Annotated in this window: 11 protein-coding genes; 6 read left to right on the plus strand and 5 right to left on the minus strand. The window is 62.2% G+C overall.

Annotated features, from left to right (window positions below):
* The first annotated feature begins 48 nt into the window (after window positions 1-48).
* Window positions 49-717, plus strand: a complete 669-nt coding sequence (gene elbB, locus ACEN93_RS15660) for an isoprenoid biosynthesis glyoxalase ElbB (RefSeq protein WP_210710243.1) — start codon at window positions 49-51, stop codon at window positions 715-717.
* 154 nt (window positions 718-871) lie between these two features.
* Here the strand turns inward: elbB and ACEN93_RS15665 are convergent, their stop codons facing one another.
* On the minus strand, window positions 872-1,327 hold the full coding sequence (locus ACEN93_RS15665) for a YaiI/YqxD family protein (RefSeq protein WP_085654031.1): 456 nt from the start codon (window positions 1,325-1,327) through the stop codon (window positions 872-874).
* 4 nt (window positions 1,328-1,331) lie between these two features.
* The gene (locus ACEN93_RS15670; RefSeq protein WP_495610241.1) at window positions 1,332-3,227 is read right to left on the minus strand and encodes an FTR1 family protein; all 1,896 of its coding nucleotides are present in this window, start codon (window positions 3,225-3,227) and stop codon (window positions 1,332-1,334) included.
* A 151-nt stretch (window positions 3,228-3,378) separates the two neighbouring features.
* On the opposite strand from ACEN93_RS15670, the gene ACEN93_RS15675 reads away from it, so the two are divergent.
* The 5 genes from ACEN93_RS15675 to ACEN93_RS15695 all read left to right on the plus strand — a co-directional run bounded on the left by ACEN93_RS15675 (window position 3,379) and on the right by ACEN93_RS15695 (window position 8,111).
* The gene (locus tag ACEN93_RS15675) at window positions 3,379-4,752 is read left to right on the plus strand and encodes a COG3014 family protein (RefSeq protein ID WP_495610242.1); all 1,374 of its coding nucleotides are present in this window, start codon (window positions 3,379-3,381) and stop codon (window positions 4,750-4,752) included.
* Window positions 4,753-4,955: 203 nt separating this feature from the next.
* Complete coding sequence (locus ACEN93_RS15680; RefSeq protein WP_103385888.1) at window positions 4,956-6,350, plus strand: COG3014 family protein; 1,395 nt, start codon at window positions 4,956-4,958, stop codon at window positions 6,348-6,350.
* A gap of 15 nt (window positions 6,351-6,365) precedes the next feature.
* A complete protein-coding gene (locus ACEN93_RS15685) occupies window positions 6,366-6,740 on the plus strand; it encodes a YcfL family putative periplasmic lipoprotein (RefSeq protein ID WP_011336502.1) in 375 nt (124 codons plus the stop codon).
* 36 nt (window positions 6,741-6,776) lie between these two features.
* Window positions 6,777-7,364: a penicillin-binding protein activator LpoB gene (gene lpoB / locus ACEN93_RS15690; RefSeq protein ID WP_007951848.1), complete on the plus strand. Its 588-nt coding sequence runs from the start codon at window positions 6,777-6,779 to the stop codon at window positions 7,362-7,364.
* A 3-nt stretch (window positions 7,365-7,367) separates the two neighbouring features.
* The gene (locus tag ACEN93_RS15695) at window positions 7,368-8,111 is read left to right on the plus strand and encodes a penicillin-binding protein activator LpoB (protein ID WP_495610243.1); all 744 of its coding nucleotides are present in this window, start codon (window positions 7,368-7,370) and stop codon (window positions 8,109-8,111) included.
* Window positions 8,112-8,171: 60 nt separating this feature from the next.
* Here the strand turns inward: ACEN93_RS15695 and ACEN93_RS15700 are convergent, their stop codons facing one another.
* The 3 genes from ACEN93_RS15700 to ACEN93_RS15710 all read right to left on the minus strand — a co-directional run bounded on the left by ACEN93_RS15700 (window position 8,172) and on the right by ACEN93_RS15710 (window position 11,410).
* Window positions 8,172-8,804, minus strand: coding sequence for a LysE family transporter (locus tag ACEN93_RS15700; protein ID WP_064600316.1), 633 nt, complete (start codon window positions 8,802-8,804; stop codon window positions 8,172-8,174).
* 114 nt (window positions 8,805-8,918) lie between these two features.
* A complete protein-coding gene (locus tag ACEN93_RS15705) occupies window positions 8,919-9,500 on the minus strand; it encodes a mechanosensitive ion channel family protein (RefSeq protein WP_011336505.1) in 582 nt (193 codons plus the stop codon).
* Window positions 9,500-11,410, minus strand: coding sequence for an ATP-binding cassette domain-containing protein (locus ACEN93_RS15710; RefSeq protein WP_495610244.1), 1,911 nt, complete (start codon window positions 11,408-11,410; stop codon window positions 9,500-9,502). Before ACEN93_RS15710 ends, ACEN93_RS15705 begins: the two co-directional genes overlap by 1 nt.
* Between the last annotated feature and the right edge of the window lie 50 nt (window positions 11,411-11,460).

An 11,460-nucleotide genomic window follows, 5' to 3' on the forward strand; every position in this document is an offset into this window, starting at 1 on the left:
AACGACAAATTAGAGGACATTTAGCGCCATGAATCTGGAGAGAAACCCATGAGCAAAAAAGTTGCAGTGATCCTGTCCGGTTGCGGCGTTTACGACGGCGCCGAGATCTACGAAAGCGTCATTACCCTGTTGCGCCTCGACCAGCGCGGCGCCCAGGTGCAGTGCTTCGCCCCGAACATCGCGCAATTGCATGTGATCAATCACCTGACCGGCGAAGAAATGCCCGAGTCGCGCAACGTGCTGGTGGAATCGGCTCGCATCGCCCGGGGCAACGTCAAGGATCTGCGTGAGGCCGATGTCGAGGACTTCGATGCGCTGATCGTGCCAGGCGGTTTCGGTGCGGCGAAGAACCTGTCGAACTTCGCCATCGAAGGCGCCGGCTGCACCGTGCAGCCGCAAGTGCTGGCGCTGGCCGAAGCCTTTGCCGAAGCGGGCAAACCGGTGGGCCTGATCTGCATTTCGCCGGCGCTGGCCGCGAAAATCTACGGCCCCGGCGTGACCTGCACCATCGGCAACGACGCCAACACCGCCGCCGCCATGAACAAGATGGGCGCCAACCACGAAGACTGCGCGGTAACCGACATCATCGAAGACAAGGCGCGCAAACTGGTGACCACCCCGGCCTACATGCTGGCGCAGTCGATCAGCGAGGCGGCTTCGGGGATCAACAAGCTGGTGGATCGGGTGCTAGAGCTGACCCACGAAAACGACGCCTGACCGGAGACCGTGATCGTTCCCACGCTCCGCGTGGGAATGCAGCCTTGGACGCTCCGCGTCTGCTTTGCATCGGTGGTGAGGCTGGGACGCGGAGCGTCCCGAGAGGCATTCCCACGCAGACGGTTCGACGCCTCGACGTGGGAACGATCAATGTTCAGGTTTTGCGGGTGAGCCTGGTGAGGATCCGGTCCAGCGCATTGGCGAACGCCTGCTTCTCGCGGTCACCGAACGGCGCCGGGCCGCCAGTGACCTGGCCTTGCTCACGCAGGTCGGTGAACAGGTTGCGTGTCGCCAGCCGCTCACCCATGTTCTGCGCGTCGAACTCCTTGCCGCGCGGGTCCAGCGCTGCAACGCCCTTCTTCACCAGCCGGTCGGCCAGTGGAATGTCGCTGCAGATCACCAGCTCACCCGGCACCGCATGCTCCACCAGATAATCATCCGCCGCATCCGGGCCGCTCGGCACCACGATCAACTTGACGATCGCCAGCGCCGGCTTGCTCTGCGGCTGCCCCGCCACCAGCACCACTTCGAAGCGACGCTTGAGGGCGAACTTCACCACCAGCTCCTTGGCCATCTTCGGGCAGGCGTCGGCATCGATCCATACGCGCATCATCTCAAGCCGCCACTCGGCGCTTTTCAGCCAACCAACTGCGGCCATACAGCACGATGATCGCCGCAATCGCCACGGCCTGCGCCGTCAGCGAGTAGGCATCGGCATGAATGCCCAGCCAGTCGAAATCGAAGAACGCCACCGGCCGGGTGCCGAAGATCCCGGCTTCCTGCAACGCCTTCACGCCGTGGCCGGCGAACACCACCGACAACGCGCAGAGCAGCGCGGCGTTGATGCTGAAGAACAGCGCCAGCGGCAGTTTCGCCGAACCGCGCAGGATCACCCACGCCAGACCGAACAGCAGCACCAGCGCCGTCGCACCGCCCGCCAACACCGCGTTGTGCCCGGCAGGACCGGCCTGCAGCCACAGGGTTTCGTAGAACAGGATCACTTCGAACAGCTCGCGGTATACCGAGAAGAACGCCAGGATCGCGAAACCGAAACGCCCGCCTCCGCCAACCAGACTCTGCTTGATGTAGTCCTGCCAGGCTGCCGCGTGCCGACGGTCGTGCATCCACACCCCGAGCCACAACACCATGACGCTGGCAAACAGCGCCGTGGCACCTTCGAGCAGTTCACGCTGGGAGCCGCTGACATCGATCACGTACGCCGCCAGCGCCCAGGTCCCGAGACCGGCCAGCAATGCCAGACCCCAGCCGACGTTGACGCTGCGCACCGCCGATTGCTGGCCGGTGTTGCGCAAGAACGCGAGGATCGCCGCCAGCACCAGAATCGCTTCCAGACCTTCGCGCAGCAGAATCAGCAGACCGGAGATGTAGCTCAGCGACCAGCTCAATCCATCGCTGCCCAACAGGCCGGCAGACTCCTTGAGTTTGGCCTTGGCCGCATCGAGACGCTGTTCGGCCTGCTCCACCGGCAAGCTGTCCTGCAGCGATTGCCGATAGGCCATCAGGGACTTTTCGGTGTCCTTGCGCACGTTGGCGTCGACGTTGTCCAGCGAGCTTTCGACCAGTTCGAAGCCTTCCAGATACGCCGCCACCGACAGGTCGTAAGCCTGATCGTGTTCACCGGCACGGTAGGCCGCCAGGCTCTTGTCCAGGGTCGCGGCGGTGTAGTCGAGCAACTGCGCCGGGCCGCGCTTGACCTGCGGCGGCTGCGCCCGTTGCGCACGGAAGATCGCGGCGGCTTCAGGGCCTTCGGCAGCCTGCACTTCGGCCGGGGTCTGGCGGGCCAGTTCGGCAATGTTGTAGGTCTTGTCGGATTTGGCCGTGGCCGAATCGGCGCTGAACTGCGCGATATAGGTCGCCAGATCCCAACGCTGACGGTCGTCCAGTTGATCGGCAAAGGCTGGCATGTCAGTGCCTTCGACGCCCTGGCCGAGGGTGCTGTAGATCGCGTACAGGCTCAGGCGATCCATCCGCGCGGCGTCGCGCAGATTGGCCGGCGCCGGCGTCATGCCGAGACCCGCCGGGCCGTCGCCGGCACCGGTGTCGCCATGGCACACCGAGCAGTTCTGCGCGTAGAGCGGCGCACCGCGGGTCGGGTCGGGGGTGATGATCGGGGCCTGGCTGACTTCATAAGCCACCGCCAGTTTCGCCCCCAGTTGCCGAGCCTGACGGGCGACGTCCGCACCGTCCTGTTTCGCCGTGATCGCGGCGTGCAAGGCGCTGACGCCCTGTTCCAGCGCCGCTTTCTCCGGTTTGGCCGGCAGGTCGGCGATCAGCCCTTGCAGCACCTGGGTGAATTCCAGTTGCTCGCGGTATTCGCCATCGTCGATGACCTTGCCTGCCGCTACCGTCGGCGGGTAATCGGCGCTGATGTAATCAAGCAGGTGCAACGCTTGCGGCGCGCCTTCCACGGTGTCGGCCAGCAGATTGAAGCTGCTCAGGGCGCACAGCGGGAACACCAGCCAGGCCAGAAATCGGGACGCGGCAGTCATGAATGAGTCTCAAATGGAAATGCGAAGTTACATATTGTTCACTTCGAGCGCGATTCCCTCAAGCTTTCTCTCCAATACCCGGCACATGGCCACTGCCCACCCCTATAATCCTTCACCTTTCGCCTCTCTGCTCCAGGAAGAGCTGCACTCCATGCGCCAATGCCTGCTACTCCCGGTATTAATCAGCACGATCCTGCAACTGAGCGGCTGCGCGGCTTACCGCAATTACGACCTGGAAATGCAGCAAACCAACGACCGGCTGATGCTCGGCGACTATCAGGGTGCCCTGGACCTGCTGGAATGGAACAACCCCTGGGAAGAAAAGGATCTGCTGTATTACTTCGAAAAGGGCTCGATCCTCAGCTTCGCCAACGCACGCCCCCAGAGCCAGAAAGCCTGGCGCAGCGCCGACCGGATGGTGTTTCAACGCGAAGAGGCCGTACCTTCCGCGCCCATGAAGCTGCTCAACCGGTTTGCCTATGAAATGGGCACCCTGCTGGTCAACGACAAGCTCAGCCGCTACGAAGGCTATGACTACGAAAAAGTCATGCTGACCACACAGATGGCCCTCAACCAATTGGGCGAAAGTGATTTCGACGGCGCCCGGGCAGACATCAAGAAGACCCACGAACGTGAAGCACTGATCGCCCGCCAGCGGGAGCGCCAGTATGAAGAGCTCGAGGAACAGGCCAAAGCTCAAGGCATCGTCGTGCAATACAAGGATCTGCAGGGCTATCCCGTCACCACCCTGGACGCGCCAGCGGTTATCGAACTGAAGAACGGCTACCAGAGTGCTTTCAGCCATTACCTGGCCGGGTTCACCTACGAAGCGCTGGGTGAACGGGATCTGGCCGCACCGGGTTATCGCCAGGCAATCGAGTTGCGCCCGAACACGCCCTTCCTCGAACAGGCGCTGCGCAATCTCGACCAGCCACCGGCCAAGGATGATGAAAGCGATGTTCTGATCGTCGTCCAGAGCGGTCTGGCGCCGGCCCGCAGCTCGGTAACGGTGCCGATCCCGGTGCGGCTCAATGAAAGTCTGGTCATTACCGCACCGATCTCGTTTCCCATCCTGGTGCCGGACACCGTCACACCAGCGTTCGACCACATCCTGGTGGATGGCCGCAAACGCCCGCTGACCGTGATCAACAGCCTCACCGACATGGCGTTTCGTACGCTGCGCGATGACATGCCGGCGATCATTTCCCGGGCAATGTTCCGCGCCAACATGGCCGCCATTTCCCAGGCCCAGGAAAACGAACGCAATCCGGCCAAGGCCTCGCTGGTCGTCACCGAGCACGACCCCTTTGAGGAGGCCGATACCCGAACCTGGCGCACGCTCCCCGACAAGACATTGGTGGCACGCATCCGGCTGAAGAAAGGCGATCATCAATTCAATGCGCCCAATGCACCCGGAGCGTCATCGGTCACCCTGCGCATCGACCGCGATCACCAGTTGGTCAACCTGCGAGTTTTGAGAGATGTCGCCAACGTAATCGGCAATGCCAGACTGCCGGATAAGTAATGGCACCCAACCAACCAGTGCAATTAAAAAGCTATTACATAGCCAGCATCGCCCGCTTATAATGCCGCGCCCGCGCTATCGCGTTGCGGCATTAAAGCTCCTCTTTTTATGAGGAATTGGCAGGAGGCCAGTGCCACTGTCGATCGGTCCCAGCAGCCCGACCCGCACCCGAGGCTGTCGCTACTCATGGAAGAAGTAACCCCATGGCATTCCGCGCTCCCACTCTGATCGCGCTCAGCGCTGTCACCCTGCTGTCCGGCTGTTCGGCGTTTCGCAACTACGATTCCGAACTGGCCCAGACCAACCAGCAACTGGCCACCGGCAACGTCGAGGCCGCCCTGACCCTGCTGGAAAAAAACAACACCGGCCCGGACAAAGACCTGCTCTATTACTTCGAGAAGGGTGAATTGCTGCGCGCCAAGGGCGATCTTTCCGGCAGCCAGAATGCCTGGACCAGCGCCGACCAGGTGGTGGGCAAGTGGGAAGATTCGGTCAAGCTCGACACCGACAAGTACCTGGCCCAGTTCGGCAGTTTCCTGGTCAACGACAAGGTGCGCCGTTACGAAGGCTACGACTACGAAAAAGTCATGCTGACTACGCAGATGGCCCTGAACCTGCTGGCGGTCAACGATTTCGACGGCGCCCGCACCGCGATCAAGAAGACGCACGAACGTGAAGCGGTGATCGCCGACCTGCGCGACAAGGAATACCTCAAGAGCGAAGAGGAAGCCGAGAAAGAAGGCATCAAGACCGAGTACAAGGACTTGCAGGGCTACCCGGTCGCCAGCCTTGACGCGCCGGAAGTGGTCGGCCTGAAAAACAGCTACCAGAGTGCGTTCAGCCATTACCTGGCCGGTTTCGTCTATGAAGCTCTGGGCGAAAAAGACCTCGCTGCGCCGGGCTATCGCAAGGCTGCCGAACTGCGCCCGAACACGCCGCTGCTGGAGCAGGCGTTGGTCAACCTCGACAAACCGGTCAAAAGCGATGACAGCGACATCCTGATCGTGGTGCAAAGCGGTCTGGCGCCGGCCCGCGATTCGATCCGCGTGCCGTTGCCGCTGCCAATCTCCAACAACGTAGTGATTACTCCGCTGTCGTTCCCGATCATCAAGCCCGACACCTCCACCGCGACGTTCGCGCAGATCGGTGTCGATGGCCAACAGGTCGACCTGACCGCGCTGAACAGCACCACCGCGATGTCCCGCCGTGCCCTGCGCGATGACATGCCGGGGATCATCCTGCGCACCACCGTGCGCGCGATCACCAAAGGTGTAGCGCAGAAGAAGATCAACGAAACCAACCCGCTGGCGGGTCTGGCCGTAGGTATTTCTTCAGCTGTGCTCGAAGGTGCCGATACCCGTACGTGGCGTACCCTGCCGGACATGACTCAGGTTGTACGTCTGCGCTTGAAGAAAGGTGAGCACCTGGTCACTCTGCCGAGCGCCGTCGGTGGCTCTCAGGTCAAGGTCACCGTCGATCAGCGTTATCAGGTGATCACCCTGCGCGCCGTCGGCAATCAGGTGTTCGCTGCCGGCCTCGCCGCCCACGTCACCCCGAGCGCTGGCGCCACCGCCGTGGCCAGCCTCAAACAACCTTAAGAACGGAGTCTTTGCATGCGCTTCAAACTCATCGCCGTCGCCGCCCTCGCCCTGCTGGCGAGCGGCTGCGCCACCCCGCCACCACCGGAGCCGGGCAGTGCCGCGAGCAAGGTCGTGGCCATGGGCCCGCAGAAACACATCGTGGTCGGCGCGATGCGCGTGGCCCGCGAAAACGGCTTCATGACCGTCAACGTGCAGTTGAGCAACACCCTCAACAGCAACAAGACGTTCTACTACCGCTTCGCCTGGCTCGGGCCGGAAGGTTTCCCGATCGCCGAAGAAGAAGTCTGGAAGAGCCAGATGATGTACGGCGCCCAGACCAGCTTCATCCAGGGCATCGCCCCGACGCCAAAAGCCGTGGACTTCCGTCTGGAACTCAAGACGCCTTAAGCCCGACACCCTATTCCCGATTCAGAGAGCACTCCCATGTTTGCACGCTTTTCCTTCATCGCCGTCCTCGCCCTGCTGGCCAGCGGTTGCGCCAACACTTCGCCGACCCTGGGCAGCAAGAACATCAGCTACGGCGACACCAAGGCCGTTGAAACCGTGACCAACGAGTTCGGTTCGACCGACCTGCAGATGATCGCCGAGTCGATGACCCGTTCCCTGGCCCAGTCCGGCATTCTGCAGGGTCGCCCTGTGGTGCAGGTCTACGACGTGAAGAACAAGACCAGCGAATACATCGACACCCGCGAAATCACCACCAGCATCAAGACCCAGCTGATGAAGTCCGGCACTGCCCGCTTCGCCAGCGACAACACCGCGATGCAGAGCCAGGTCGACCAGCTCAAGCTGCAAAACCAGAGCGGCCTGTACAAGAAAAGCACCGTGGCCAAGACCGGCAACATGATCGCCGCCAAATACCGTCTTGAAGGTTCGATCAGCTCGATCGTCAAGCGCAGCAGCGACTACAAGGACGTCTTCTACAAATTCAGCCTGCAACTGATCGACGTTGAAAGCGGTCTGGCCGAGTGGATGGACGAGAAAGAGATCCGCAAAACCACGGAGCGTTAATCGATGCGCACATGGATTGGCATGATGGCCCTGGCTTGCGCGTTCAGCGTGCAGGCGGCCCCGAAAGTCGCGGTGACGGATCTGGCGTATCAGGAGCGTGTGGAGCAATACATCCACATCGTTTCGGCCCAGAACAATTACCGCGAGGGCTACTACAGTTCCAGCGGTTCTTCGAGCTACAACGAACTCGAAGCCACCACCAGCTACATCGAACAGACCGAGCTGCGCAAGTTCACCGGCGACATCAAGGGTGAAATCCTGCGTACCGGCATGTTCCAGCTGGTGCAGGGCACGCCGTACACGGCGTCGTCCAAGGGTGACGTCTACGACGTGATCAAGCGGATCAAGGCCGGCAACTTCAAGGGTGCCGACTACGTGCTGTTCGGCACCGTGTCGGACATCGACTTCACTCAGGACGTAAACGAGCTGGCGAACACCGACAGCTATTCCGCCGTGCTGGGTCTGACGCTGGTGGCCGATTTCAGCCTGATCAACACCAAGACCTACGAAATCACCTCAGCCTTCACGGCGATGGGTGAGGCACAGGACACCAAACTGGTGAATCACCGCGACATCAAGATCTCGCTCAACCGCCCGCGGGTGGTGCGTGACGTCTCGAAGGCACTGGGCGAAGATGTGGCCGGGCAGCTGAGCCTGCAGCTCGGCGGTGGCGGTTACGAGCAGCCGCGCGAACCGCAGCCGCGCAACAATCTGCCGCGTGATACGGCGCCAGTGATTCTGCGCTGATAAACCGCCGGAAACGAAAAAGGCGACCTGAGAAGGTCGCCTTTTTAATGCCTGTACGCTTTATGCCGCCGCTTTGCGCAGTGTGGCCATGAACGCCGCCGCGCCAATGAACAGCCCGGCAAACGTGCGGTTCATGCGTCGCTGCTGGGTCGGTGTACGCAACAGGCGCAAGACCTTCGACGCCAGACCGGTGTAGCCAGCCATGACGATCAGGTCGACCGCGATCATGGTCACGCCGATCACCACGTACTGGATCAGCAGCGGCGCATGCGGATTGATGAACTGCGGCAGCACCGCGAGCATGAACACCAGGGCCTTGGGGTTGCTGATGTTCACCAGAAAACCACGGAACACCAGCGCCAGCGGCTTGCCGATCGGCCGGACCGCCGCGTCGTCACTCATGTCCATCGGCAGTGCGCGCCACTGCTTGATCGCGAGATAAACCAGATACGCGACACCGAACCATTTGATCGCGTGGAACGCCGTGGCGGAAGCGGTGAGGATCGCGCCGACACCGGCGCCGACGATGGCAATCTGCACAGCCAGGCCGATCTGCAGGCCCAGGGCGTTCCAGTAACCGCGCCAGAAACCGTATTGCAGACCGCTGGACATCGACGCAATGGCGCCGGCCCCCGGAGAAAGACTGATCACCCAGCAGGCGGCAAAAAACGCCAGCCATGTTTGAAGCTCCATCGCACACCTCGACTCGGACTCGTGACAATCCTCAAAGCTAATGCGGAATTGGCTGGATGACTACCGATTTTTTGCAGGATGTTGCGGGCGCCGACCAATGTGGCCGGCGTCCGATCACTTTTCGAAACCGCTGGAAGGGAACACATCAGTGCCGCGCCAGCGGCGCACCGAACGCTGGAAGAACAGGCTGTTGGGCACTTGCACCATGGCGCTGCCGGTGCCGAGTTCTTCAGCTTCGATCAAGGTCGTGTAGAGCAGATTGATCGCCACCACCCGGCCTTTGACGCCGGGTTTGTCGGTGGTATCGACCAGTTCGACCACGTCGCCGAGACGGAACGGGCCGACGGTGAAGATCAGAATCGCGCAGAGCAGGTTCGACAACACGCTCCACATGGCGAAGAACGCCACCGCCGCCACCGCGACGAAGCCCGACAGCGCGGTCCACAGCACCGTGGCCGACACCCCGAGACGCTCCAGCACAAAGATCAGCGCACTGCCCATGATCAGCCAGCGCAGACCGCCGCGCAGCGGCATCAGCAACTGCGGCGGGAACGGATACTTCTCGCCCAGGCGAGTCAGGAATCGGGCGACGACGCGCTGGGCGAAGTAGCCGGCCAGCAGGATCAGCAGAATCTGCACGCCGAGCCAGATCGGCTCGACCCACATCGCCGGCAATGGAAGTTTGAAAGCTTCCATCAAGACAACGCCTCCAGCTCCGCCTGCATGCTTTCCAGCGTCTCCAGCGCTTGCATCCACGCTTCTTCAAGCTCGCCTTCGCGGACTTTCAGCTTGGCCTGTTCGGCCAGCAGGTCACGCAGTTCGTTCTTGCGCGCCGGCTCGTAGAGGTCGCTGTCGCCGAGGCTGGCATCGACCTTCGCCAGTTTCTCGTGCAGCTTGCCGAGCTCGGCTTCGAGCTTGTCGGCTTCGCGCTTGTGCGGCGCCAGTTGCTGACGCAACGCAGCGGCGGCCTGACGCTGGGCCTTCTTGTCGGTCTTGTCCGGGTTGACCGGTGTGTTGCTGACCGGGGCGTTGCGCTGACGGTACTCGACCAGCCAACGGGCGTAGTCCTCAAGGTCGCCATCGAACTCTTCGACCTTGCCGTCCGCGACCAGGAAGAAGTGATCGGTGGTGCTCTTGAGCAGATGCCGATCGTGGGAAACCACCAACACCGCGCCGCTGAATTCCTGCAACGCCATGGTCAGCGCCAGGCGCATTTCCAGGTCGAGGTGGTTGGTCGGTTCGTCGAGCAGCAGCAGGTTCGGCCGTTCCCAGGCGATCAGCGCCAGGGCCAGACGGGCCTTTTCGCCACCGGAGAAATTCAGCACCGGCTCATCGATGCGTGCGCCACGGAAGTCGAAACCACCGAGGAAGTCGCGCAGGGTCTGCTCGCGTTCGGTTGGCGCCAGACGCTGCAAGTGCAGCAACGGGCTGGCCTTGGAATCCAGCGAGTCGAGCTGATGCTGGGCGAAGTAACCAACCACAGTGTTCTCACCGCGAGTCAGGCGCCCGGCCAGTGGTTCGAGTTCGCCGGCAAGGTTCTTGATCAGGGTCGACTTGCCCGCGCCGTTGGGGCCGAGCAAGCCGATCCGCGCGCCGGGGGTCAGTTGCAGCTTGACCTTCTCCAGCACGGTTTTCTCGCCGTAACCCAGGCGCGCATCGGACAGGTCGATCAGCGGGCTGGAGATCTTGGTCGACTCGCGGAAAACGAAATCGAACGGCGAATCGACGTGGGCCGCCGACAGCTCTTCCATGCGCTCCAGCGCCTTGATCCGGCTCTGGGCCTGACGGGCCTTGGTGGCCTGGGCCTTGAACCGGGCGATGTAGCTTTCCATGTGCGCACGCTGCGCCTGCTGCTTCTCGTAGGCCTGTTGCTGCTGGGCCAGACGCTCGGCACGGGCGCGCTCGAACGCGGTATAGCCGCCACGGTAGAGCGTCAGTTTGCGCTGATCGACGTGAGCCACGTGATCGACCACTTCATCGAGGAAATCCCGGTCGTGGGAAATCAGCAGCAAGGTGCCGGGGTAACTTTTCAGCCACTCTTCAAGCCAGATGATGGCGTCGAGATCCAGGTGGTTGGTCGGTTCGTCGAGCAGCAACAGGTCTGATGGGCACATCAAAGCCTGCGCAAGGTTCAGACGCATCCGCCAGCCACCGGAGAAATCTCCTACCTGACGATCCATCTGCTCGTTGGTGAAACCAAGACCGGCGAGCAACTTGCGCGCCCGCGCATCGGCGGTGTAGCCGTCGGCGCTGTCGAGTTCGGCGTGCAGGCGGGCCAGCGCGGTGCCGTCGTGGGCCTCTTCGGCTGCCGCGAGCTCGCGCTGCACTTCGCGCAGGCGCAGGTCACCGTCGAGCACATAGTCGACCGCCAGGCGCTCGAGCGTGTCGACCTCCTGGCGCATGTGGGCGATACGCCAGTCGGACGGCAGCAGGCAGTCGCCCGAGTCCGGGTGCAACTCACCGCGGAGCAAGGCGAACAGGCTGGATTTGCCGGCGCCGTTGGCACCGATGAGGCCGGCTTTGTGGCCGGCGTGCAGGGTCAGCTCGGCGTCTTCTAGCAGACGTTGCGGGCCACGCTGTAAAGTCAGGTTCTGAAGTCGGATCATAATGGCGGCGGAGTCTACCAGCTTCCCCCGCAACTGGCGCGAGTAGCACG

The organism is Pseudomonas sp. Pseusp21 (genome assembly GCF_059492145.1).

Bases quoted from the DNA above. Each gene is read 5' to 3' on its own strand.
- elbB (WP_210710243.1), top strand. From the start codon at position 49: ATGAGCAAAAAAGTTGCAGTGATCCTGTCCGGTTGCGGCGTTTACGAC.
- ACEN93_RS15665 (WP_085654031.1), bottom strand. From the start codon at position 1,327: ATGCGCGTATGGATCGATGCCGACGCCTGCCCGAAGATGGCCAAGGAG.
- ACEN93_RS15670 (WP_495610241.1), bottom strand. From the start codon at position 3,227: ATGACTGCCGCGTCCCGATTTCTGGCCTGGCTGGTGTTCCCGCTGTGC.
- ACEN93_RS15675 (WP_495610242.1), top strand. From the start codon at position 3,379: ATGCGCCAATGCCTGCTACTCCCGGTATTAATCAGCACGATCCTGCAA.
- ACEN93_RS15680 (WP_103385888.1), top strand. From the start codon at position 4,956: ATGGCATTCCGCGCTCCCACTCTGATCGCGCTCAGCGCTGTCACCCTG.
- ACEN93_RS15685 (WP_011336502.1), top strand. From the start codon at position 6,366: ATGCGCTTCAAACTCATCGCCGTCGCCGCCCTCGCCCTGCTGGCGAGC.
- lpoB (WP_007951848.1), top strand. From the start codon at position 6,777: ATGTTTGCACGCTTTTCCTTCATCGCCGTCCTCGCCCTGCTGGCCAGC.
- ACEN93_RS15695 (WP_495610243.1), top strand. From the start codon at position 7,368: ATGCGCACATGGATTGGCATGATGGCCCTGGCTTGCGCGTTCAGCGTG.
- ACEN93_RS15700 (WP_064600316.1), bottom strand. From the start codon at position 8,804: ATGGAGCTTCAAACATGGCTGGCGTTTTTTGCCGCCTGCTGGGTGATC.
- ACEN93_RS15705 (WP_011336505.1), bottom strand. From the start codon at position 9,500: ATGGAAGCTTTCAAACTTCCATTGCCGGCGATGTGGGTCGAGCCGATC.
- ACEN93_RS15710 (WP_495610244.1), bottom strand. From the start codon at position 11,410: ATGATCCGACTTCAGAACCTGACTTTACAGCGTGGCCCGCAACGTCTG.